Genomic DNA, 23,810 nt, shown 5'->3' on the forward strand with positions numbered 1-23,810 from the left:
AGTTTATCCGTCGTCTCCGCCAATCTCAGACCCAGCCTCCGACCCGCCCCACCCCTAACCCAACTCAGTAGCAGATAACGCATCCATTCCGCGTTATGAGTGCCTCAACTGCGACCTAGTTGGGGCGCTGCGCGAAAAAACCCCGTCGCCTTCGATGAAGTGACGGGGTTTTTGTGCTGCTGCGTGCGGTGGTGCCCTCGATAGGATTCGAACCTACGACCTTCCGCTCCGGAGGCGGACGCTCTATCCCCTGAGCTACGAAGGCAAGATGACGTGCTGTCATCTGCAGGACTGAAATAGCTTATCAGGTGTGTGCGCTGCAACGGAAAACGGGTTCGACGGCGCCGCCGGTCAGGAGCGCGTGGCACATCCCACGTTACTAAGGGCGGACGCACAGCTCGTTTGTCCGGTGTTTCCCGGTAACGTCTAGGAGGTGGTAAACAAAGGAATTCGCTCCCGCTGGCTGGTGGTGGCCGGCATACTGCTGGTCGCGCTGACGCTTCGCACAACCGTGACAGTTGTCCCACCGCTGGTCTCGACGATCAATCACGATCTGCCGCTGGACCCGTCGGCCGTCGGCGTGCTGGGAATGCTGCCCACGGCAGCCTTCGCAGTCTTCGGCTTCCTGACCCCGTACGTCATTAAATGGGCGAGCCTGGAGCGGCTGACCATCATCGCGATGCTGGTTGCCATCGTCGGGCAGATCTGCCGGGTACTGGTTCCGAGCACCGGGTTGTTCCTGTTGTTCTCCGTAATCGCTCTTGCCGGACTCGGTGCGGGGAACGTGCTGCTGCCGCCGCTGGTTAAACAATACTTCCCGGACCGGATCGGTCTGATGACGGCACTGTACGTCACCGTACTCAGTGCGGGAACAGCACTACCTGCCGAACTGGCGGTCCCGGTAGCGGACGCGGCGGGCTGGCAGACTTCGCTGGCCCTTTGGGCCGGAGTGAACATGCTGGCTGCCGTGCCGTGGTTCGTCATGTTGATTAGTTCCCGCAGACCCGGGCCTTTGGTGCCGGGTACGACGGCGGCCGGAGACGCTGTGGGTCCGGCGGTGGTGGGTCCGGCCACGGCTGTGCCGAAAACGGCTAATACGAAAACTATTAAGATCCGCCCCTGGCGCTCACCCCTTGCTATCGGGCTGACCCTGATGTTCGGCTGCACGTCGTTGAATACATACGCCATGTTCGCCTGGCTTCCCTCAATCCTGACGGACGCAGGTCTGGGGCGCTCAGACGCGGGCAGCATGCTCGCCCTTTTTGCCGGCGTCGGCCTGCCGATGAGCCTGCTGGTACCGCTCGTCGCCTCCCGGTTGAAGAATCCCTTCCCGATGGTGCTGATCTTCCTGGCGTGCTTCATCGGCGGCTACCTTGGGCTGCTCCTGTCGCCGGCCGCGGGGACATGGCTGTGGGTAGTACTGGCGGGCATTGGGCCCGGGACGTTCCCGCTGTCACTGCTACTGATCAATCACCGCACCCGCACGCGCACCGGCGCCGGCGCCCTCTCCGGATTCAGCCAGGGAGCCGGCTATGCGCTCGCCTGCACCGGCCCGCTGTTCTTCGGCATCCTGCACGAAGGAACGGGGAGCTGGCTGGTTCCATTCCTGTTCCTGTTCGCGACATTGCTGCTGTTGGTTGGCGGCGCGTTCTTTGCCTGCAAGCCGCGCTATCTGGAGGACGAAGCTCTGCTCGGGGCCTGACATAAAGGCTGTAGAGCTGCCGCCGCTTAGTGGTGAGGGAAGGACTTAGGTCGGAAATATGAGTCGAGCTCGCCGTTTGCGTAACGTCCTTCGCCGCTTCATGACGGCGGCCTGAGAGTTTGAACGGTCCTTGCCGGGGAGAGCGGGGGCTGTGGAGGTATAGACATTGCCGAGCGGCGTAGTGATGTGCACGGTGTGCCGGGATGCTGATCCTTCTCCCGCAGGTGGGCGCGGGCGCTCGGGATTTGGTTGTGGGGTGGAGGTCCAGCCGGGTGTTTCCTTTTGTAGGTTGCAGCGTTCGCAGAGACCTTGGCCGTTGAGTTCGCTGGTTTCTGCGCCTCTTTTGCCTTTTTGTTTGTTGTGGTGGGGGATGATGTGGTCGATGTGTCTAATGGGTGCGTCGCAGTAAGGGGTTCGGCAGGTTTGGTCGCGGGCGATGATGAATCTGCGTAGTCCGGGTGGGAAGAGGCGTTCTTTGGAGTCCATGGCAACGAGTTGACCGGTGCCGGGGGCGGTGTAGAGGCGACGGATCCAGACCCGGAATGCGGGATCCTCCAACGCCGCGGCGAGACCGGCGCCTGCACCGGTGCAGTTGTTGGCACTGGTTTTGGTGTCGTCGTTTTTGGTGTTGTGGATGATGTTTCTGGCCCAGTGGGCCGGGACTATTCCGTAGCCGGTGAGGTGGGCTGGTTCGCTGTCGCTTTGGAAGAGGGTGCGATCGGTCATGACGAGTTGGATTTCGACTCCGGTGATGCCGCCGCAGGTGCCGGTGCTGCGGCGGACTAATGTGTCGGCCATGATTTGTCCGCGGCCGCGGTGGTCTCCGCCGGCGCGCAGGGTGTCTGCTTCCCGGGCTAGGGAGCCGTACACGGCGACGCCTTCAGCGACGGGCAGGAGCGCGGAGAGCCGGACCATCGCGTCGGGGGCCGGACGTAGGCTGACGTGCCGGTCGTTGACGGCTTTCGCATTACGGGCTATGGCTGAGTTTGGGTCCAGACGGTAGGCGACGCGTTTCGCTTCGGCGGTGACTCGTTTGTACCCCATCCCTTCCATAGTCCCGGTGTCGGCTGCGAGTTCGGTATCGACGGTTTTCCTGTCCTCCAGGGACAGACACGCGGTTTCCCGCACGAGCAGGATCGCCCGGTACTCATTGAGTTTCCCCGTGGCAAGGGCGGTGAAGGTGTGCGGCATCTCCGTGACCAGGACTTTCGCCAGGCCCAGGAGCTGATTTCCTTTATCGGGTGCCTCGTGCCGCGCTAAAGCGATCTCGCGCCCGATCCCGTGGGCGAGCTTTTGGGCGCGTTTATCGGCTAGCTCCTTCGCGAACCTGCTGCCCAGTTTCTCCACTGAGATTGGAGGGTATTCTCGGGCCCGGCGCTGGGACGCATCAAACGCTGCCGCTACCCGTGCCTGGGAGGCACACAGAGCGGATTTGAGTTCTTCGTCCGCACGGAGCAGCCCGACTCGTTCCCGATCATCGAAGTCCTCTGGGTCCATGACAGCTAATTGAGCGATCCAGTCCCGGATCATTGCCTCTCCCACCCGTCGAATAGGGATGTCCGAAGACAGGACGAGCGGAGCAGGCTTGCCCTCCTGCGTACCCACCGCAGTAGCCGACCCTGCCGGCAAAGCGTGAGTAACCGGTGAAGCGTGAGTAATCGGCAAAGCGTGAGTAATCGGCGAAGCGTGAGTAATCGGCGAAGCGGAGGGTGCCGGCGAAGCGTGCTGCGTTTCGCTGTTGTCGGAACCTGTTCTGCTGCTATCGAACATATATTCAGTTTAGCGTTGTCAACTCGAACACGCAATAGTATCCGGCCCTGTGGATACGGGTTTTTTCTGACTCTCGATGCAGGTTTTCACAGTGCGTGGGCCCCGGGGTCTCCACGCTCCCTGCACTGCCACTGGCCGGCGACTGCAGCCGACAAGCGTGGTCGGTTGGTGTACCGTCGATTGCTGCCCGCGTGAGTGCGTGACGGCGCGATTGGGGGCGCCAGTACGGCCCACCTTATGATTGGCAGGTGACTCCTGACGAACTTTCTGCCGCCATTACCGCTTGCCTTATTGCCGCCGTCGACGCCGGGGACCTTGCCGTTCCTGCCGGCACCATCCCGAATCAGGTACGGGTGGAGCGCCCGAAGAGCCGCGAACACGGGGACTGGGCGACCAGCATTGCGCTACAGCTGGCCAAGCCTGCAGGTTTACCGCCGCGGAAGGTCGCCGAGATCCTGAGTACGCGGCTGGCAGAGATCGCCGGCGTGGCCAAGGTCGATATTGCCGGTCCCGGGTTCTTGAACATTACAGTGGAGGCCGCGGCAGCCGGAGCCCTGGCGAAGCACATCGTGGAGACCGGCAAAGACTACGGAGTCAATGATGCGCTGGCCGGCCATGTGATCAATATGGAATTTGTCTCCGCTAACCCCACCGGTCCGCTGCACCTGGCACATACCCGGTGGGCCGCCGTCGGCGATTCCATTGCCCGCGTGCTGGCAGCCAGTGGCGCGCAGGTAACCAAGGAGTACTACGTCAATGATGCAGGCTCACAGATGAATAACTTTGGCGCGTCCGTGCTGGCGTCCATCCAGGGGAAGCCCACGCCGGAGGGCGGCTATCCCGGCCGCTACATTGACGACCTGGCCGCGACGGTGCTCACCGATCATCCGGACGTCCGTGAGCTTACGGATGAGGCAGCGCTTCCCGTGGTGCGTGCGGCCGCTTACCAGGCACAGATGGCTGATATCAGAGAAACGCTGGCGGATTTCGGCGTGGAATTTGACGTTTACTTCACCGAGCAGGACCTGCACAATGGTGCAATTGAAGCCGCTGTGGAGAGGTTGCGCGCTCAGGGCCACGTTTTTGACCAGGACGGTGCGGTTTGGTTGCGGACCACCGACTTCGGCGATGACAAGGACCGGGTGCTGATCAGGGCCAACGGCGAGCCGACGTATTTCGCCGCCGACGCCGCCTATTACCTGTCGAAGAAAGACCGTGGATTCACCGAGAAGATTTATCTGCTGGGGGCGGACCACCACGGTTACATTGGCCGTCTCAAGGCCATTGCGGCGTGCGCGGGAGATGACCCGGACGTCAATATCGAGGTGCTGATCGGCCAGATGGTTTCGGTCAACGGAGCCCGGCTATCCAAGCGCGCCGGCAACATTGTGGAGCTGCGGGATCTGCTGAACTGGCTCGGTGCGGACGCCTTGCGCTACTCGCTGGGCCGCTCGCCGGCAAATTCGCCGATGTCGCTGGAGCCTGAGGTGCTGCAGAAGAACACGAACGAAAACCCGGTGTTCTACGTGCAGTATGCGCACGCGCGCACCAGCGCCGTGTCCCGTAATGCCGCGGCGGCTTCAGTGCAGCGGACGGCGTTTGACGCTGGCGCACTGAACCACGCGAGCGAATCCGAGCTGCTGGCCCAACTGGGCGCTTACCCCTCGGTGGTTGCCGATGCAGCGCGCTTCCGCGAGCCGCACCGGGTGGCCCGTCATCTGGAGGTCATTTCCGGTTCGTATCACCGCTGGTATGACTCCTGCCGAGTTACCCCCGTGGGGGATGCGGAAATCACGGACGTTAACCGGACCCGGCTGTGGCTCAATGACGCCACCGGGCAGGTGCTGGCCAATGGGCTGGGGCTGTTGGGTGTTTCCGCGCCGGAGAGGATGTAACCGGCTATGGCTGACGGGAAATCCGCAGCATCCGCTGCAAACCGTGCCTCCGTCGTGGGGCTCACGGCAGCCTCGGCTTCCGCCGTTGTGGGTGCCTCGGAGCTGGCTCCCGGGTGGCTGCCGTTCCCGGCCGATGTCAACGAGCTCACGCCATCACTGTGGGCGCACGACGTCGTTCGGGACACGTCCGGGCAGCTCACCGTCGCCGGGGTCGCGGCGGCGGACCTGCACAAGGAATTCGGTACGCCCCTTTTTGTTATCTCTGAGGCGGACTTCCGTCGCCGGGCCCGGGATTTCAAAGACTCATTCGATGCGGCTTTCGCGGATATCTGCGGCGGCGTCGACGTCTACTATGCGGGCAAGGCCTTCTTGAGCATTGAAATTGCCCGCTGGGTTGATAGCGAGGGCCTGCGTCTGGATACCTGTTCCGGCGGCGAACTGGCCGTGGCCGCGCGCGCCGGGCTGACCGGGGAGAAGCTGGGTCTGCACGGAAACAATAAGTCCGACGCCGAGATCAACCGCGCGCTTCAGATGCATCTTGGGCGGATTGTGGTGGACAGCCTCGACGAACTCGAGCGGGTAGGAAGCATTGCCCGCCGACGCGGGGAAATAGCCAAAGTATTGCTGCGGCTGACCCCCGGAGTGCACGCCCACACGCACGAATTCATCGCCACGGCTCATGAGGACCAGAAATTCGGCCTCTCCATGGCAGCAGATTCTCTGCCACCTGAGGTGCCTGGCGTAGGCACAGCTCCCGGAGACGGCCCCAACGCGGGCGCCGGCGTTTCGGGTGGAGTGAGTGCGGCGGAACAGGCAGTGGCGATGGCTGCGGCGGATCCGGGAATCGAACTGCTCGGCCTGCACTGCCATATTGGGTCGCAGATTTTCGAGCCGGAAGGCTTTGAGCTGGCAGCCCGGCGGCTGCTGACGTTCCTCGCACAGATGCGCAGCAAGTATTCCCTGGTCCTACCGGAGCTGGATCTGGGAGGCGGCTACGGTATTGCATACACCGCTGCGGACACCCCGCGTCCGGCGGCACAGATTGCGCAGGCGATGGCCGCCGTCGTCCGTTCCACCTGCGCGGCACTGGGCATTACCGCGCCGCGGATCTCGATCGAGCCCGGCCGTGCCATTGTCGGCAGTACTACTTTCACCCTGTACGAGACGGGCACGCTCAAGACCGTCAAGGTAGAACTTTCTGCCACCGGAACACAAAGGACCGCAGGCCCTAAAGACGTCGACCCACAAGGTGCCCGCCCGCAAGACGACCCGCAAGATGACGCGCAGGTTACGCGGCCTCGACGGTATGTGTCGGTGGACGGTGGCATGAGTGACAATGCCCGCCCGGTGCTCTATGACGCGGATTATTCGGCCGTCCTGGCCGGCCGCAGCTCGACAGCGGCGCCCGTGCTCTCCCGCGTGGTGGGTAAACATTGCGAGAGCGGTGACATTGTTGTTAGAGATGTATATCTGCCCGATGACGTCGCAGCCGGGGATTTGCTTGCAGTTCCCGGAACGGGCGCTTACTGCTGGGCTTTGGCCAGTAACTACAATTACGTTCCCCGGCCGCCGGTGGTGGCCGTTCGGGACGGCTCCGCGCGGCTGATAGTGCGCGGGGAAACAGAAGATGATCTACTGGCACGCGATTTAGGGGCCGAATAACTTGACGCAGCTCGAAACCTCTCCGCCCTCCGGCGCAGGGACGGAACCATCAACGCAACGACCAAGGACGCAACCCCAGTCGGCACCGGCGCCATCCGCATCGGCGGATCAGGCGCCACGCACCAGGATCCTCAGAGTTGCCCTGCTGGGCTGCGGCAATGTTGGGTCGCAAGTGGCGCGTATTCTGCTCCACGATGCCGACGCCTTGGCGGCCCGCACCGGTGCGCGCCTGGAGCTTTCCGGCATCGCGGTCCGCAATATTGACGCTCGGCGTGACGTGGAACTGCCGAGGGAGCTGTTCACCACGGATGCGTCCGCGCTGGTGACGAATGCGGACATTGTGATCGAACTGCTCGGTGGAATCGAGCCAGCGCGGACCTTGATCTTGAGCGCCATTGAGCACGGGGCCTGCGTCGTCACGGGAAACAAGGCGCTGCTGGCGGCGGACGGACCGACGCTGTATGAGAAGGCCGACGCCGCCGGTGTGCAGCTTTCTTATGAGGCAGCCGTGGCCGGGGCGATTCCGATCCTGCGCCCCATCCGCGACAGCCTGGCCGGGGATAAGATCACCCGGGTGCTGGGCATTGTCAACGGCACCACCAACTTCATTTTGGATCAGATGGATTCCACCGGCGCGCAGTTTGACGACGCGCTGACGGAAGCGCAGCGGCTCGGATACGCCGAAGCGGATCCCACCGCTGACGTGGAGGGCCACGATGCGGCCGCCAAGGCGGCGATCCTTGCCTCGCTGTCCTTCCATACCCGCTTTGCCCTGGAAAATGTGCACTGCGAGGGAATCACCTCGGTCACCGCTGCGGATATTTCCGCCGCCAGGGATGTCGGCTTTGTTATCAAGCTGCTGGCCATCGCGGAGAAGTTGTCCGTTCCGGCCGGCATGGTACCGTTCGACGGCGGCACGGAGGGTGCGAACGTCCCGTCCGACGGCGGCACGGAGGGTGTGAGCGTCCGGGTGCACCCAACGCTGTTGCCGCGGGAGCATCCGCTCGCCGCCGTTCGCGGGGCCTTCAACGCGGTGTTCATCGAGGCCGAATCCGCCGGTGAGCTGATGTTCTATGGCCAAGGTGCCGGCGGCACTGCAACCGCCTCAGCCGTCCTGGGCGATGTCGTCTCCGCTGCGCGCCGGTTGGTCCTCGGTGGCCCGGGACGCACCGAAACCACCACCGGGCAGGTCCGGGCACTCGGGATCGACGCGGTGCAGACCAGCTACTGCATCGGACTGGACGTTGCGGATCAGCCGGGGGTGCTGGCCAGGATTGCGCAGCTCTTCGCGGAACGCCAGGTGTCCATTGAAACGATGAAGCAGACCATTCACCGGGACATTCCGGCGTCCACGTCCAGAACGGCAGCGGGCACGGAAGCAAATGTGACGGCAGGTTCGGCGGAACTGCGGATCGTCACTCACCGTGCTTCCGAAGCCGCGCTTGCGGCCACCGTCCAGGCGATCGGCAAGCTGGACATTATCAATTCAGTAACAAGCGTACTAAGGGTGGAGGGAGTCTAATGGCTCATCAATGGCGCGGTGTAGTCCGCGAATATGCAGCACGTTTGCCGGTAACCGAGACAACGCGGGTGATCACATTGGGGGAGGGCGGCACCCCATTGGTGCGCGCTCAGGCGCTGTCCGCGCTGACCGGCTCCGAGGTGTACCTCAAGGTCGAGGGGATGAACCCAACCGGGAGTTTCAAGGACCGGGGTATGACTATGGCCATGACGGCGGCCGTTGCCGCCGGTGCCAAGGCCGTGGTCTGCGCCTCCACGGGGAACACCTCGGCCTCTGCCGCCGCCTATGCGACAGCGGCAGGTCTCACATGCGCCGTGCTGGTGCCGGCCGGCAAAATTTCGATGGGTAAACTCAGCCAGGCGGTGGCCCATGGCGCCACCTTGCTGCAGGTCGACGGCAATTTCGATAACTGCCTGGATGTGGCTCGCAAGCTGGCGGACTCCTACCCGGTCTTCTTGGTCAACTCGGTTAATCCGGCACGGATTGAGGGGCAAAAAACCGGAGCCTTCGAGGTTGTGGACAGCCTCGGCGATGCCCCGGACATCCATGTGCTTCCGGTGGGCAATGCCGGCAATATCAGCGCCTATTGGAAGGGCTACAAGGAATACTGCGCACCTTACGAATCTGCGACGGCGGGCACGCTGCCGGCGGTTTCGACGAAGACTCCGATCATGTGGGGTTTTCAGGCGGCCGGAGCAGCTCCCTTCGTTGCCGGTCATCCGATTACCGAACCGGACACCATCGCCACTGCCATCCGGATCGGCAATCCGGCGTCCTGGGATCTGGCTGTTGCCGCCCGGGATGAGTCCGGTGGCCTGATCGACTCCGTCACCGATGAGCAGATTCTGCAGGCGCACCGCTGGCTGTCAGCTAAAGAGGGAGTCTTCGTCGAGCCGGCCTCAGCGGCGGGAGTTGCCGGCCTGTTGAAGAAGCATGCGGCGGGGGAAGTTCCCTCCGGCAAGACGATTGTCATCACGGTGACCGGGCATGGCCTGAAGGATCCTGACTGGGCCTTGAAGAACGCCGACGGCAGTTCGATAGAGCCGCAGAGAGTGGGGTTCGACGTCGTCACCGTTGCCGCCGCTCTTGGATTGGAAGGCGAGGCTGGAGCCGGCGTCGACGATGGCACGCGCTAACGCAGTGGCGGAAAGCATTCCCGCCCCCGCCGGTCCGGTCATTGAACCTGGTCAACGTGTCATCGTCCGGGTGCCGGCCACCACGGCCAACCTAGGTCCGGGCTTCGACAGTCTTGGCATGGCGGTCACGCTGTATGACTCGCTGACGGTGGAAACATTCGACGGTAATGCCGAGGATGGCGGGGGGCAGGAGTTGCGCTTCGAGCTCCGCGGTGAGGGTGCTGAGGCACTGCCCCGCGATGGCTCACATCTGGTGGTCCGCGCCATGGAAGCGGCGTTTAGCAGGCTCGGGTACCGCCGGTCCGGTCTGAAAATAACTGCCGACAACGTCCTTCCGCACGGCCGCGGGCTCGGCTCATCCGCCTCGGCAATTGTTGCTGCAGTGACGGCGGCCAACGAGTTGGTCCCTGAATCGGCCCGGCAGGATACGCAGTGGATTTTTCAGCTGACCTCCGAGCTGGAGGGGCACCCGGACAACGTGGCGCCGGCAATTTTCGGCGCCGTCGCCATTTCATGGCGGGAGGGTCGCAGATACCGTTCCGCGCGCGTCCTGCCGTCGCCGCGGGTGATCCCGATCGCCGCCGTTCCCGCCGTCGAGCTTTCCACCGAGACTGCGCGTGCCATGTTGCCGACGGCTGTTCCGCATGCTGACGCTGCGGCCAATGCCGGACGGACCGCGCTGCTGATCCACGCGCTAAGAGATGACCCTGCGCTGCTGCTGGCGGCAACGGAAGACTATCTGCACCAGTCGTTCCGTTCGTCCGCGATGGCTGGCAGCGCTGCCCTGATGGCCGGATTGCGGGCCCGCGGATTCGCAGCGTTCATTTCCGGTGCCGGTCCTACGGTGATGACACTGGCCGACGGCGAGTCCGAAGCACAGCAGGCCGTGGATTTCATTACAGCTTTCGGTGCGCTGCCGGAATCACAGTCCCGCCCCGGGGTGGAAACATACGCGCAATGGCGCGTCCTGAGACTCAATATTGACTCCGATGGTGCTAAAGTAGAGCTACATCGGTGGTAGCAACCGCCTAGCGTAAAACATGCAGCTGTAACGCTAATTTCTATCGCGCGTGAATTGCCGAGTTTTTGCCGATGCCACCTTCACAGGCCTATCGCCATATCCACAGAACAATTTTGTGGGGAACTGCACCCGCTGCCGGGTGAAACGATGACAGCCCAGAAGGTGTTCCACTACCGGCCCTGCCACTATCTACGGTGACGGGGCACGGAGACCAGACCGCACAGCCTGCTGCGCAATAGACGCAACAGGCGATGGCCCGGGACCAATCACCGCGATCTCAGTGCAGATCGCCCTCGAGGGGGAAGGATCCTTCGTGACAGACACTACAAACCTGACTGAAGGTTTGAGCGATACCGTCAATTCAGCTGATGCAGCACCTGCAAAGAGCACTGGACTGGCCGGCCTTAAGCTGGCTCAGCTTCAGACGCTGGCCGGTCAGCTCGGCATCACCGGCGGCTCGCGGATGCGCAAGGGCGACCTTGTTTCCGCAATTTCAGACCACCAGCGCGGCTCTTCTGTGGCGGACCGCGCCGCAAAGCCCGCAGCCGAAGCCGAGTCGGGCAAGAGCCAGTTGACCGGAACAGAGCCGGCGGCAGCATCCGACGGCGAGCCGGTTAAGCGCGCAGGCACCAGGGGAAGCCGGAACGGTTCGGCCCGCAGTGGTTCCGCCCGGAATGCAGCCTCACAAAACGGCTCGTCCGCGAATGGCACGGTGCAGGACCAGCAGTCACCCGATGCTGGCGCACAGTCCGACGCCGGCGCCGGTGCCGGGAGCGATGCCGCTCCCGAAGCCCCGTCCGAAGCGCAGACTGATCGCCCGGCACGAGGCCGTGGCCGCAGCAGGCGTGCCGTGAGCGACGGCGTCATTGCCTCCGCTGCCGGCGCGGACCAGTCCGGTGCCGACGCTCAGTCCGGTATGGCCGGGCAGGGCGATCGTGCAGTACGGAACACTGACTCCGCGGCCAAGTCCGACGTCGCGGCCAAGTCCGACGTCGCGGCCGGCTCTGATGGTGCGCAAAACGATGGTGCGCAAAACGATGGTGCGCAAAACGAGAGCGGCAACCGCCGTCCGTCGCGTTCCCGTAACAGACGCAACGGCGAAGCCCGCAACGATCGCTCTCAGTCAGGCACGGAGACTCAGCCGGAAACCTCGGCTCCGGCCCAGCAGCAGGTTGCCCCGGACAATACTTCTTCGGGGAACACTGCTCCGGATAAGAACGCCGGGGATAATGCTGCCGGGGAATCCACCGACAGCAACGATCAGCGGAACCAGGACGCCCAGCGCAATCAGCGCGGCCAGCGCAACCGCAACGACGGCAACCGCAGTGATAATCAGCGCAGTGACAACAACCGCAGTGACAACAACCGCAGTGACAACAACCGCAGTGATAATCAGCGCAGTGACAGCAACCGCAGTGATAATCAGCGCAGTGACAGCAACCGCAGTGACAACAACCGCAACGACAATCAGCGCAACGACAATCAGCGCAATGACGATGAAGACGGCTCGCGTAATAGCCGCAACCGTCGCACCCGCCGGGATAGGAATGACCGCTCCGGCGGCCAGGACAGCAACCCGCGCAATGACCGTTTCCGCGATCGTAATGACCGTAATGACCGCAACGAACGCCGCCGTGGCCGCAACCAGGGTCCGGACTTTGACGATGTCGAGGTAACCGAAGACGACGTGCTGCTGCCCGTCGCCGGCATCCTGGACCTGCTCGACAGCTATGCATTCGTGCGGACTTCCGGCTACCTGCCCGGCTCCAACGATGTGTATGTCTCCCTCGCTCAGGTGAAGAAGTACAACCTGCGTAAGGGTGACGCCGTCGTCGGCGCTATCCGGGCACCTCGCGAAGGCGAGGACAGGAGCCAGAACACGGGCCAGAGCGCACGCCAGAAGTTTAACGCTTTGGTCCGCGTTACCAGTGTGAACGGCAAGACGCCCGAGGAACTCAAGGACCGCGTCGAGTTCTCCAAGCTGGTTCCGCTGTACCCGTCCGAGCGGCTGCGCCTGGAAACGGACCCCAAGAAGATCGGCCCTCGCGTCATCGACCTGGTGGCCCCGATCGGAAAGGGTCAGCGCGGGCTGATTGTCTCCCCGCCGAAGGCCGGAAAGACGCTCATCCTGCAGGCAATCGCCAATGCGATCACCATTAATAATCCCGAGGTCCACCTCATGATGGTGCTGGTGGACGAGCGCCCGGAAGAAGTCACGGACATGCAGCGCACCGTCAAGGGTGAGGTCATTGCCTCCACCTTCGACCGTCCTGCTACGGACCACACGCAGGTGGCGGAGCTGTCCATCGAGCGCGCCAAACGCCTGGTGGAAATGGGTATGGACGTGGTGGTGCTGCTGGATTCGATGACCCGACTGGGCCGCGCGTACAACAACTCCGCTCCTTCCTCCGGACGCATTCTCTCCGGTGGTGTCGACGCGGCCGCGCTGTACCCGCCGAAGCGCTTCTTCGGTGCGGCCCGCAATATTGAAAACGGCGGCTCGCTGACCATTTTGGCTACGGCACTGGTGGAAACCGGCTCCAAGGCAGACGAGGTTATCTTCGAGGAGTTCAAGGGCACCGGCAATATGGAGCTCCGCCTGTCCCGCCAGCTGGCGGATAAGCGCATCTTCCCGGCCGTGGACGTGAACGCGTCCGGTACGCGCCGCGAGGAGAACCTGCTGTCCCCGGACGAGGTCAAGATCATGTGGAAGCTGCGCCGGGTCCTGTCGGGTCTGGAAATGCAGCAGTCGCTTGAACTGCTGATGACCAAGATGCGTGAGACGGGCTCCAACGTGGAGTTCCTGATGCAGGTGCAGAAGACGACGCTGGGCGTAAAGTCCGACGACGACAAATAGTCAGTGCCTAAGCCGCCTCCGTTGTGATGGGGGCCGCGCGTGCCTGACTGCTCCCGATGCCGCAAGTTCGCACTGGGAGCAGTCAGCGGACCGTCGCGGATGCCCGAAGCCGCTTGCTGGCCTCCATCACAACGACGGCGGCTTTGTCATTCCTGCCGGTGTCCGGTGGTATTCCGTAGTCGTCATTAGACTCAGGTGTGAGTCGAAAGAGGTTTGAATATGTTTGAATCCATCCAGGGGCTATTGGATGAGCATGCGGAACTTCAGCTGCGCCTCAGCGATCCCGCTGTGCATGCGGATCAGGGGCTGGCCCGCAAGCTGGGCCGGCGTTACGCGGAGCTGAGCGGGATCGTTGAGGGTTACCATCAGGTAGAAACGCTCACCGACGATCTGGCGGCTGCGCAGGAAATGGCTGCCGAAGACGCCGAATTCGCTGCCGAGGTTCCCGTCCTGGAGGAGTCGCTGCTGGTGGCCCAGGAGAAACTGCGCCGGCTGCTGATCCCGCGCGATCCCGATGACGCACGGGACGTAATTCTTGAGGTCAAGGCAGGCGAGGGTGGTGACGAGTCCGCACTGTTCGCGGCTGACCTGGTCCGGATGTACACCCGCTATGCGGAGAATCGGGGCTGGAAGACGGAGATTATTTCGGCCACGGAGTCCGATCTTGGCGGGTACAAAGATATTTCGATTGCCGTCAAGGGCCGCTCCAATGATCCGGCCGAAGGCGTCTTTGCCCGGCTGAAGTTTGAGGGCGGCGTACACCGCGTCCAGCGGGTGCCGGTCACCGAGTCACAGGGACGGATCCATACCTCGGCTGCCGGAGTGCTGGTGCTGCCCGAGGTGGATGAGCCCGAAGAGGTCGCAATCAGCCAGAACGACCTGAAAATCGACGTCTACCGCTCTTCCGGTCCTGGTGGGCAGTCCGTCAATACGACCGACTCTGCCGTCCGCATCACGCACCTGCCCACCGGAATCGTGGTGGCAATGCAGAATGAGAAGTCGCAGCTGCAGAACAAAGAGGCCGGAATGCGCGTGCTGCGGGCCCGTATCCTGGCGCACCAGCAGGCCATCGTCGATGCCGAAAACTCGGCGGTCCGCAAGTCCCAGATCAGGACGATGGACCGGTCCGAGCGAATCCGCACCTACAACTATCCGGAAAACCGCATTGCCGATCACCGGACCGGGTACAAGGCCTACAACCTTGACCAGGTGATGAACGGAGATCTGGAACCGGTAGTGCAATCGGCCATTGAAATGGACGAGCAGGCGCGGCTGGACGCCATCGGCGACTAAGTGGCGCAGCGAACGCTGGCACAGGCCGTCGCCGCAGCCACAGCCGTGCTGACTGCCGCAGGTGTGCCCTCCCCCCGGGTCGATGCAGAGCTGCTGGCTGACCACCTGATGGGTGTGGGACTGGGCCGATTGCGGGCCCTAATGCTCGCAGACGCACCCGAACCCAGTGGCTACGATGCACTGGTTCAACAGCGCTCCCAGCGGGTTCCGCTGCAGCATCTGACCGGGGTGGCGTATTTCCGCTATCTGGAACTTGCCGTGGGACCGGGAGTCTTTATTCCCCGGCCGGAGACGGAATCCGTGGTCCAGCTGGCCGTGGACCGGCTGGCTGAACTACTTAGCGCGGCAGAACAGACTACGTTAAGTCCGCAAGCACCGGTCGTGGTGGATCTTGGTACGGGATCCGGTGCCATTGCCGGCTCGCTGGCGCTTGAAGTTCCGCGGGCTCGGGTGTACGCCGTCGAACTGAGCCCGGAAGCCCACACATTTGCCGAGCGCAATCTGGCGAAGCTCCCGGTTATCCTGGTGCAGGGCGACCTGCGGACGGCCTTCCCCGAACTTGACGGTTCCGCCGACGTAGTGGTGTCCAACCCGCCCTACATCCCGGCAGGAGCGGTGCCGCGTGAGCCGGAAGTGGCAAAATATGATCCGTATCCGGCGCTATACGGCGGCGGCGATGACGGCATGGACCTCCCGTCGGCAGCGGCTGCGACGGCCGCCAGACTGTTGAAGCCGGGGGGATATTTTGTCCTGGAACATGCCGAGGTGCAGAGTGCGCAGATGGCGGCGCTGCTGCGGAAATCCGGCTGCTGGTCCGATGTCAGGACCCACCCCGACCTCAACGGCCGGGACCGGGCTACCAGCGCCATCCGTGCCGGTGAAGCACCTGATGATGAAAGAATGGCTACGTGAGTACGACATCCTATAACTGCACGTCCGACGATCAGCGCGCCGAGGGCCTGGCCCATGCGCAAAAGGCGATAGCTGCCAAGCAGGTTGTGGTCATGCCCACGGACACCGTCTATGGGATCGCGGCAGATGCCTTTTCCCCGCAGGCGGTGGCCACACTGCTTGCTGCCAAGGGACGCGGCCGTTCCATGCCGCCACCGGTGCTGATTCCCCGGCTTAACACCATGGACGGGCTGGCCACGGACATCACCGACGACGCACGGAAGCTGGCGGAGCAGTTCTGGCCGGGCGGTCTGACACTGATTTTCCATTCACAACCATCACTGACGTGGGATCTTGGCGACACCATGGGTACCGTTGCCTTGCGGATGCCTGACGACAAGCTGGCCCTGGATCTGCTGACCATAACGGGCCCGCTGGCCGTTTCGTCGGCCAATCGCACAGGGCAGGCTGCTGCGCAGAGCGCCTCGGAGGCGCGCTCGCAGCTGGCGGAATCGGTGGAGGTTTATCTGGAGGCGGGTTTCCGACCGATCGAAGGCACGGATCCGCTTCCATCGACCATCGTTGACGCGACCGGCGGGATCCTGCGTGTGGTCCGCGCGGGGGCTATCGCGCTGGAACGCCTGCGGGACGTCGTTCCATCCATTGTGGGTCTGGGTGGGGAACTGCCGGAGAAGGACGAGCAGGTTGCTTTGGCCAATGCAGATGTGCCCGCAGTGTCGGAGGCAGATGTGCCGGCCGTTGCGGACGCAGCGGTGCCGGCCGTGCCGGAGAGTCCTGTTGGGCTGGATAGCCCCGTTAAACTCGATGAAGCCGCAGTTATGACGACTCAGTGGACTTCGGCCTCGGACGGCGATTCTCCGGCAGAGCATGAACAGTCCCTTGCTGTGCAGCCGCCTGCCGGAGAACCGCAGAGGCCTGCGGCTGGGGAAGCAGCCCCTGCTGCTCTGCCCAACCAGGCTGTTGCGCCTGACCAAACCACATAAGTTCCAGCCGCCGCAGCGAACCGTGCAGACGTTCCCCGGCTAGCCGGGAGAGGAAATACCCGGTGGACAGGGCCGCCCTGCATAGCCAGGTCGGAAGTTTCAGCGGCTTTCTTCCGCCGGCCGCCGCCAGGACCTCGGTGACGCTCAGCCCTTCCCACGGCTGGAGCACGATCTGCGGGATGGAGCCCGCATGGAGTGCTATCTCTGCGGTAAACCAAGCCAACGCGTTGATGGAGCTGACCGGCGTCGCGGCGGTGCCAGGAGCGGCAACCGAAGCAAGGGGTGAGGCGGCCAGTTTGGCCAGTGCCGCCGTCGTCGGACGTCCTGGTCCTTGAACGGACGTGGCGCGCAGAATTACTGCTTCGGTTCCCCCTCGCCCGACCTTGAGCAAGGCCTCCTCGCCCAAGGACTTCGAGCGGGAATAGGCGGAAAAGGGGGCTCGCTCCGCTGACTCATCGAGCACCGGCCGATGCCCTTGGACGGCCGCGCTGCTGAGCTGGATTACGCGGTGGACGCCGGCCTGGGCTGCCGCTGCGGCGACGATGCAGGGGAGCAGCGCATTGGCCCCGGTCAGTGCCGGTGAGCCGGCATGACGAGGTGTCGCGAGCCCGGCGGCGTTGACCACCACATCCACGCCGGAAAATTCCGCAGCGAGGTGTGCTGCCGCGGCTGAGGCTGCCGGTGAGCGTGCCTCACGGATGAGGTCGGCCGCGTCGCCGGCGTAGGAGTCCAGCCGCGGAGCGTGTACCGGACGGACATTTAGGCCGCGGGCGGCACATTCGGCTGCGATGGCCGAGCCAACAAATCCGCCGGCACCGAGCACTGCAACTAGCACGTGATGTTTCTCCATCTTCATTGAGGCAATGTCCGTAGGGGTGCAGTCCCGGTTAGACTGATGACCGGTCTCCGTAAATTGAGTCTACCGGCCGCTTCCCGGCCGTTAGCTGTCGCAAAAAGCATCATGGGACGTCCCCAGGCAGCCGGAATGACCGCTTGTAGACGGCTGGAAGGTATTTGACGAGGAATGAATTCCCCGGATTTTGGCGCGCGCAGCCCGCGCGTTGTTGCTGTTGTGGTCAGCTACAACCGGAGGGAGCTCCTCGGGAAAACGCTGCAGGGGATCGCCGGCGGTTCGCTGCTGCCTGACGTGGTGGTGGTGGTGGATAATGCTTCGACGGATGGCTCGGCCGGATCTGTCCGGGACACGCAGCTGCCATATCTGGTGGACCTCGTGGAATTTTCGGTTAACCTCGGCGGGGCCGGCGGGTTCACCGCCGGAATCGAGCGGGCTGTCCGGAAGCATTCCGCGGACCTTGTCTGGGTCATGGACGACGACACGGAGCCGCACCGGCAATCGCTGAGCGCACTGGTTGATGCCTGGCAGAACTACTCACCGGCGCCCGAGCGCCGACCCGCCCTGTTGGCCAGCCGGGTGGTCTGGGTGGATGGCAGGGACCACCCGATGAACACCATGGGACCGCGGATCGGTGCCACCAGGGAGCAAAAGCGCTTGGCGCAGCGGGTCAATGCCATGCCTATTCGTTCGGCTTCCTTTGTCTCCGCTATGATGAGCGGCGCTGCTATCCGGGAGCACGGCCTGCCGCGGGCGGATTATTTTATTTGGAACGATGACTTCGAGTTCACAACCCGGTTGTCGCGCTTTGCCGACGCGATCCAGGTTCCCGCATCGGTGGTGACACATCACACGGCGAAGTTCGGCAGTTCGGATGTGGATCCCGGCCCGCGGTTCTTCTATGACGTGCGGAACAAATTGTGGACTTTCAGCCGCTCTCGTTCCCTGGCCGGCTGGGAAAAGTTCCTGTATTCGGGGGCCACCTTACGGATGTGGATCCGGGCGCTGGCCCGCTCCGGCAAACGAAGGGTGCTGCTGGACGGATTGGTGCGGGGCGGGCGAGCCGCGCTGCATGCCCCGCGCCCCAATTCAGAGGTATTTGCCGGTATCTACCCGATTGCCGAGCTGACCGCCGCAGGGGGTCCGGAGACCAGGGTCCAGGCGGCCGCGGATCATCCGCCGTCCGCTCACGGAACGCCGCAGGCCCAATTAAGCCAGCAGCCAGGAGCCGCCCGCGCGGACCTGCCCTTCAGCCTATTGATGCCCGTTTACGCCAATGACTCGGCGGAGCGCTTCCGCCGCGCCTTTGATTCCGCCTCGTGGCAGCAAAGCGTCCCCCCGCATGAGATCGTCATTGTCCAGGACGGGCCGGTGGGGCCAGAGCTCGAGGGCGTATTGTCCGGGCTATCGGAACTGACTACGATTCCGGTCCAACGGGTGATTTTGGCAGAACACGCCGGGCTCACGGCCGCACTGTCCATCGGGCTGACCCGCTGCAGCTACGACGTGGTGGCGCGGGCGGATGCCGATGATGTCTGCCTGCCACACCGCTTTCAGCGCCAACTGCCGCTCATTGCTGCCGGTGCTGACCTTGTCGGAGCGGGCATGCAGGAGATCGGCGGAAGCGAATCCGAGCTGCTGGCGGTCCGGACGGTGCCCGTGGGGGCCGCGGCAATTCGCCGGGCATCGGCGATGCGCAATCCGATCAACCATCCGACGGCGGTCTTTCGTGTTTCTGCCGTCCAGCGGGTCGGCGGGTACCAGCACGTCCCGCAGGCGGAAGACTACTGGTTATGGATGCGGATGCTCGCAGCCGGCGCAACGGTGGAAAATGTCAACGAGCCGCTGGTCCTCTACCGGGTCAGTGCGGGGTCCTATGAACGCCGCGGTGGCCTCGGAATCTTCCGCGCGGAACTGACGCTGCAGTCGAGGCTTCTGGCGGCCGGCTACATCTCCCGGCTGCAGTACCTGCGCAATATTGTCGTCCGGGGCGGCTACCGCTTCCTGCCGACGCCATTGCGGATGGGCAGTTACCGGAACCTCGTCGCGCCGGCGGCCCGGACAGCCCACGGTACACAACCCACGGCGCACCGCGAAGACTGACCCGCCACGGAACAATTTATAGGGCCAATGACGGGTGCAGACAGCGCAGCCCGGACGGCGCTGCGCGGGAAGTCGACCCATTCGTTGTACTTTTAGAAGGGCAAACAGTCATTTGCACGGTCCGGGCACGTTTTCACAAACGGCTCCAGCGGCGGTGCGGATGCGTCAGGGCAATAGTGTGCAACGGAATTTCTTGAACAGGATGTGAGCGTGGCAAGCGACAATAGATCCGATACCAAACCGGCGCTGTGGTTGTGGTCCCAGTTTGTGCTGGATTCCTTCGCTTGGGTAGTGGCTATTGCCCTGGCGTTGTTGCTGCGCTATGAACTTGATGTCACCCTGATCCACGTTGGCGGAACTATCCTGCTGATGGTTGTCGCCATCGTGACGCAGTTGATCGCGGGATGGAGCTTGGCGCTGTATCGCGGAAGATACGCCTTTGGAAGCTTCCACGAGGCCAGGATCCTCGTTGTGGTGACGCTGATCGTGGCGGCTGTGATGTTCATCTTCCTCTACCTCCTGGTCAGCGAAATCCACATTGCCCGCAGCGTCGGAGCCATCGCGTTCCCGTTTGCCTGCCTTTTCATGGCAGCCATTCGGTATATGAAACGCCTCTATGTCGAGGGCAAGGCCAAGCCTGGCGAGGGGACACAGAAAACGCTGGTTTACGGGGCCGGATTCCTCGGCAACTCGCTGATAAACCGCATGCTGCAGGATCAGGAATCGCCGTACTTCCCGGTTGGTTTGATTGACGACGACGCCGCCAAGAAGCATCTGCGGCTCTCCTCGGTCTCGGTGCTCGGCCGTGGCACCGACCTGCCGGAGATTATCCGCCGGACCAAAGCGACGGTGCTGGTGCTGGCGTTCGCCCATGTAGAGGCGACCAAGGTGCGGGAGATCTCCGACGCCGTCGCCGGTCTGCACGTGAGAGTGCTGGTGCTGCCGCCGCTGAAGGATATGCTGGCCGCCGATAACGCCGGTATGTCGGATTTCCGTGAGATTGACGTCGCGGACCTGATCGGGCGGCGTCCGGTGGACATCGAGCTTGATCAGATTGCCGGCTATGTCACGGGCAGACGCGTCCTCGTCACGGGGGCCGGTGGGTCGATTGGCTCCGAATTGTGCCGTCAGCTTTCCGGCTTCAATCCCGCCGAGCTGATCATGCTTGACCATGATGAAACGGGTCTGCAACAGACGCAGATTTCGATTTCCGGCCACGGCCTGCTCAACGGCAAGGACACCGTGCTGGCAGATATCCGCGACGCGGAGGCGTTGAATCGTATCTTCCGCGAGCGCCGGCCCGAGGTGGTCTTCCACGCCGCCGCGCTCAAGCACGCCCCATTGCTGCAGCAGTACCCGGAAGAGGGCTGGAAAACCAATACGCTTGGATCGCTCAATGTGCTGCGCGCGGCGCAGTCCGCGTCCGTGCAGACGTATGTCAATGTCTCCACGGACAAAGCCGCCAGCCCGACGACGGCGCTGGGCCACTCGAAGCGGGCTGCGGAAAAGCTGACGGCCTGGATGGCTCGGCAGACCGGGGAAAGGTACGTTTCCGTGCGCTTTGGTAATGTGATCGGCAGCCGGGGTTCGATGCTGCCGCTCTTTACCGAGCAGATCCGCACCGGTGGTCCCATCACCGTCACGCATCCGGACGTGACCCGTTTTTTCATGACGATTCCCGAGGCCTGCCAACTGGTGATCCAGGCCGGTGCTATTGGCCATGGCGGCGATGTGCTGATCCTGGACATGGGGGAGCCGGTGAAAATTCTGGATGTAGCCCGCCGGATGATCGCCATGTCCGGCAAAGACATCGAAATTGTCTACACCGGGCTGCGACCCAGTGAAAAAATGCACGAACAGCTGGTTGGGGTGGGCGAGGAGGACGCCAAACCGCTGCATCCCAAGATTTCCCACACCACGGCCGTTCCGCTGGCACCGGATGCCCTGAGCCTTCAGACCTGGCTGCTGCGCTGCGCGCTGGAATCCGGCCCTGCCCCGGAGGACCTGGAAGAATCCGACGACGACCTGGCAGCGGGCGCCTAATGGCCGTTCTGGTTGCGGCGCTGGCCCTGGCACTGAGCCTGCTGCTGCCGTTGGCGTTCAAACCCTGGCTGCTGCGCCGGGGTGTACTCGATATTCCCTCGGACCGGTCCTCGCACAGCACCCCCACCATCCGCGGGATGGGGATTACCATCGCAATCGCGCTGGCCGCAGCAATGATGACGGCTATCCTTGCCGCGCGCGATCCGGCGGGTCGCGTTATTTTGATAACCGCCGTGACCGTGATGATGGCCGCGGCAACGATCGGCTGGATCGAGGATCTGCGTGGGCTGGGCGTCCGGGTCCGCGCCGGCCTTCAGCTGGGTTTGGGCCTGCTGGGTACCGTGGCTCTGGCCACGGTGGCACATGGGCAAGGCTACTGGTGGATCCCGGCGGGAGCTGTTGCGGTTGCCGCGTATATTAATGTCGCCAACTTCATGGACGGCATTAATGGTATTTCCGGCATGCACGGGCTGGTAGTTGGTCTCTTCTATGCACTGGCCGGTCAGTACACCGGAAACAGCTGGCTGATCTATGCCGGTGTGGCTATCGCCGGGGCATTTGCCGGCTTCCTGCCCTGGAACCTGAGCCCGGGGGGCGTATTTCTGGGCGACGTCGGCAGCTATCTGCTGGGCGCGGCAATCTCCGTGACGGCCGTGGCGGCATTCCTGTCCGGCGTACCGGTGGAGTACATCTTCTCGCCGGTGCTCATCTACCTGGCAGACACCTTCGTCACATTGATCCGGCGCATCATTGCGGGGGAGCGCTGGTACGCCCCGCACCGCCAGCATGCCTACCAACGGCTAGTTATCGTCGGCCTGAGCCACCTCCAGGCGACGGCGGTAGTGACAATCGCAACGGTGGCAACGAGTATTCTCGGTGTACTGGCTGCCCGCGCAGGCACAGCAGCGTCGGTGCCGATGGGAATCCTCTGCGCGGCCGTGGTGGTGCTCTACCTGCGCACCCCGACGATCTTCCAGCGGATCATTCGCAGGCGCCGGCTGTTGCATGAGTAGCACTTCTATCTCGTGTAGAATTTGGGCTGGTGTTATCGTCGCTCCCCGTCGCGTCGGACTCCAGTCCAGACCCGAAGAGAATTGGTTTTTTTCATGAGCGACTCCCACGCCTCCGGCGGCTCAGTGCCGCCGGACCGGATTGTCGTCTCTGGACCAACCAGGTCTCCCTGGCTGCGCATTTTGGCGCGCTGCCTCGCCGTCGCTGTCGGCGCTATCGCCGTGGTTTGCGTCGTTGCGGCTCTTGTCGCCGGAGTGGCTGCGGTGCTCAGCGTGCTGTATGGCTCGGCGATCGTAGTAACCTTCTTCGCGATCAGCCTCCTGGTGGGCCACTACGGCGGACGGAACAGTCCGTCCGGAGCAATTGGTCTGTTCATGCTGACATACCTGGTCAAAGTCGTTGGATTCGCGGCGGTCCTGTTTTTCCTGGGTGCACCGGGATGGCTGGACGCGATGTGGTCCGTTATTTCCGCCGTCGTGGTCGTTGTTGTCTGGCAGGGCACGGAAGTCTTTGCCTTCAGCCGCACCCGTCATCTGCTCTACGGTGATCCGCAGGAACACGCGGCAGCCAAGCCGGCTCCAGGACATCCCGATGCACTGGAGGGTACGGAAGATGCTTAAAGGGCGGCGCCGGAAGGGTGCTCGTGGGGAGAGGACGGGCGAGCGCGTCTCGGTCGCATCTTCCGGCAGCACCGACGCCAACGGCAATGGGGGATACAACGCGGGACTGAGTGTTTTCAGCTACGTCCTTGGCGGAACCTTGGTCTGGAGTTTGATAGGGTGGGGACTGGATAATGTGCTGGGAACACACTGGTTTGTTCTGGCCGGCGCCTTTATAGGTCTGGCCGGTGGGTTCTATCTGTCCTTTGCCCGTCGCCTCGTCCGCAACCGCACCAAAGATGCCGCCGGAACGCAGCCGGTCGAGGGCCCAAAGAGATTTGAGCAGCCGTAATGCCACAAGATTTTAATACCACCGGGGGTAACGGTGCGGCCGCAGGCCCGCTTCCCCGGACCATGCCCGAGTACGGACCCTGCAGAGAGGAAACGC

16 protein-coding genes, 1 tRNA gene and 1 pseudogene are annotated in these 23,810 nt (G+C 63.3%); 15 read left to right on the forward strand and 3 right to left on the reverse strand.

The window, feature by feature from the left end:
• Positions 1-189: 189 nt before the first annotated feature.
• Positions 190-265: transfer RNA gene (locus IV500_RS17985), tRNA-Arg, on the reverse strand.
• 168 nt (positions 266-433) lie between these two features.
• Here IV500_RS17985 and IV500_RS17990 point away from each other — a divergent pair.
• Positions 434-1,702 (forward strand): MFS transporter, encoded by a 1,269-nt coding sequence (locus IV500_RS17990; RefSeq protein ID WP_312875980.1) that lies wholly within the window; start codon positions 434-436, stop codon positions 1,700-1,702.
• Positions 1,703-1,747: 45 nt separating this feature from the next.
• Here the strand turns inward: IV500_RS17990 and IV500_RS17995 are convergent, their stop codons facing one another.
• Entirely contained in the window at positions 1,748-3,307 is a 1,560-nt protein-coding gene (locus tag IV500_RS17995; protein ID WP_312875981.1) for an HNH endonuclease, read from the reverse strand.
• A 413-nt stretch (positions 3,308-3,720) separates the two neighbouring features.
• On the opposite strand from IV500_RS17995, the gene argS reads away from it, so the two are divergent.
• The 9 genes and pseudogenes from argS to IV500_RS22315 form a co-directional block, all read left to right on the forward strand.
• Positions 3,721-5,367, forward strand: a complete 1,647-nt coding sequence (gene argS / locus IV500_RS18000; protein ID WP_196398198.1) for an arginine--tRNA ligase — start codon at positions 3,721-3,723, stop codon at positions 5,365-5,367.
• Between the two features lie 6 nt (positions 5,368-5,373).
• Positions 5,374-7,029 (forward strand): diaminopimelate decarboxylase family protein, encoded by a 1,656-nt coding sequence (locus IV500_RS18005; protein ID WP_196398199.1) that lies wholly within the window; start codon positions 5,374-5,376, stop codon positions 7,027-7,029.
• 142 nt (positions 7,030-7,171) lie between these two features.
• The gene (locus tag IV500_RS18010) at positions 7,172-8,551 is read left to right on the forward strand and encodes a homoserine dehydrogenase (RefSeq protein WP_230855148.1); all 1,380 of its coding nucleotides are present in this window, start codon (positions 7,172-7,174) and stop codon (positions 8,549-8,551) included.
• On the forward strand, positions 8,551-9,687 hold the full coding sequence (gene thrC / locus IV500_RS18015) for a threonine synthase (protein ID WP_196398200.1): 1,137 nt from the start codon (positions 8,551-8,553) through the stop codon (positions 9,685-9,687). The genes IV500_RS18010 and thrC overlap by 1 nt, the downstream gene beginning before the upstream one ends.
• A complete protein-coding gene (thrB, locus tag IV500_RS18020; protein ID WP_196398201.1) occupies positions 9,674-10,708 on the forward strand; it encodes a homoserine kinase in 1,035 nt (344 codons plus the stop codon). The genes thrC and thrB overlap by 14 nt, the downstream gene beginning before the upstream one ends.
• A 313-nt stretch (positions 10,709-11,021) precedes the next feature.
• On the forward strand, positions 11,022-13,565 hold the full coding sequence (gene rho / locus IV500_RS18025; protein ID WP_196398202.1) for a transcription termination factor Rho: 2,544 nt from the start codon (positions 11,022-11,024) through the stop codon (positions 13,563-13,565).
• 219 nt (positions 13,566-13,784) lie between these two features.
• A complete protein-coding gene (prfA, locus tag IV500_RS18030) occupies positions 13,785-14,858 on the forward strand; it encodes a peptide chain release factor 1 (RefSeq protein ID WP_196398203.1) in 1,074 nt (357 codons plus the stop codon).
• The gene (prmC, locus tag IV500_RS18035; protein ID WP_196398204.1) at positions 14,859-15,770 is read left to right on the forward strand and encodes a peptide chain release factor N(5)-glutamine methyltransferase; all 912 of its coding nucleotides are present in this window, start codon (positions 14,859-14,861) and stop codon (positions 15,768-15,770) included.
• A gap of 86 nt (positions 15,771-15,856) precedes the next feature.
• Positions 15,857-16,342, forward strand: a pseudogene (locus IV500_RS22315) (L-threonylcarbamoyladenylate synthase); the annotation flags it as partial.
• A 244-nt stretch (positions 16,343-16,586) separates the two neighbouring features.
• Here the strand turns inward: IV500_RS22315 and IV500_RS22320 are convergent.
• On the reverse strand, positions 16,587-17,609 hold the full coding sequence (locus IV500_RS22320) for an NAD-dependent epimerase/dehydratase family protein (RefSeq protein WP_281064073.1): 1,023 nt from the start codon (positions 17,607-17,609) through the stop codon (positions 16,587-16,589).
• A 168-nt stretch (positions 17,610-17,777) separates the two neighbouring features.
• Between IV500_RS22320 and IV500_RS18050 the strand changes: the two genes are divergently transcribed.
• The 5 genes from IV500_RS18050 (at position 17,778) to IV500_RS18070 (ending at position 23,714) form a co-directional block, all read left to right on the forward strand.
• Positions 17,778-19,709: a glycosyltransferase gene (locus tag IV500_RS18050; protein ID WP_196398205.1), complete on the forward strand. Its 1,932-nt coding sequence runs from the start codon at positions 17,778-17,780 to the stop codon at positions 19,707-19,709.
• A 210-nt stretch (positions 19,710-19,919) separates the two neighbouring features.
• Positions 19,920-21,752, forward strand: coding sequence for a polysaccharide biosynthesis protein (locus IV500_RS18055; RefSeq protein WP_196398206.1), 1,833 nt, complete (start codon positions 19,920-19,922; stop codon positions 21,750-21,752).
• Positions 21,752-22,765, forward strand: a complete 1,014-nt coding sequence (locus IV500_RS18060; RefSeq protein WP_196398207.1) for an MraY family glycosyltransferase — start codon at positions 21,752-21,754, stop codon at positions 22,763-22,765. Before IV500_RS18055 ends, IV500_RS18060 begins: the two co-directional genes overlap by 1 nt.
• Positions 22,766-22,858: 93 nt before the next feature.
• The gene (locus tag IV500_RS18065; RefSeq protein WP_230855141.1) at positions 22,859-23,383 is read left to right on the forward strand and encodes a Cg1360 family ATP-synthase-associated protein; all 525 of its coding nucleotides are present in this window, start codon (positions 22,859-22,861) and stop codon (positions 23,381-23,383) included.
• Positions 23,376-23,714, forward strand: coding sequence for an AtpZ/AtpI family protein (locus tag IV500_RS18070; RefSeq protein WP_196398208.1), 339 nt, complete (start codon positions 23,376-23,378; stop codon positions 23,712-23,714). Before IV500_RS18065 ends, IV500_RS18070 begins: the two co-directional genes overlap by 8 nt.
• Positions 23,715-23,810: the final 96 nt, after the last annotated feature.

Source organism: Arthrobacter terrae (genome assembly GCF_015708085.1).
Lineage (GTDB): Bacteria > Actinomycetota > Actinomycetes > Actinomycetales > Micrococcaceae > Arthrobacter_M > Arthrobacter_M terrae.

Excerpts from the sequence above, each read along its gene's own strand:
- prfA (WP_196398203.1), top strand. The coding sequence starts at position 13,785 with ATGTTTGAATCCATCCAGGGGCTATTGGATGAGCATGCGGAACTTCAG.
- IV500_RS18005 (WP_196398199.1), top strand. The coding sequence starts at position 5,374 with ATGGCTGACGGGAAATCCGCAGCATCCGCTGCAAACCGTGCCTCCGTC.
- IV500_RS18070 (WP_196398208.1), top strand. The coding sequence starts at position 23,376 with ATGCTTAAAGGGCGGCGCCGGAAGGGTGCTCGTGGGGAGAGGACGGGC.
- IV500_RS18060 (WP_196398207.1), top strand. The coding sequence starts at position 21,752 with ATGGCCGTTCTGGTTGCGGCGCTGGCCCTGGCACTGAGCCTGCTGCTG.
- IV500_RS22320 (WP_281064073.1), bottom strand. The coding sequence starts at position 17,609 with ATGAAGATGGAGAAACATCACGTGCTAGTTGCAGTGCTCGGTGCCGGC.
- IV500_RS18050 (WP_196398205.1), top strand. The coding sequence starts at position 17,778 with ATGAATTCCCCGGATTTTGGCGCGCGCAGCCCGCGCGTTGTTGCTGTT.
- thrB (WP_196398201.1), top strand. The coding sequence starts at position 9,674 with ATGGCACGCGCTAACGCAGTGGCGGAAAGCATTCCCGCCCCCGCCGGT.
- IV500_RS18065 (WP_230855141.1), top strand. The coding sequence starts at position 22,859 with ATGAGCGACTCCCACGCCTCCGGCGGCTCAGTGCCGCCGGACCGGATT.
- thrC (WP_196398200.1), top strand. The coding sequence starts at position 8,551 with ATGGCTCATCAATGGCGCGGTGTAGTCCGCGAATATGCAGCACGTTTG.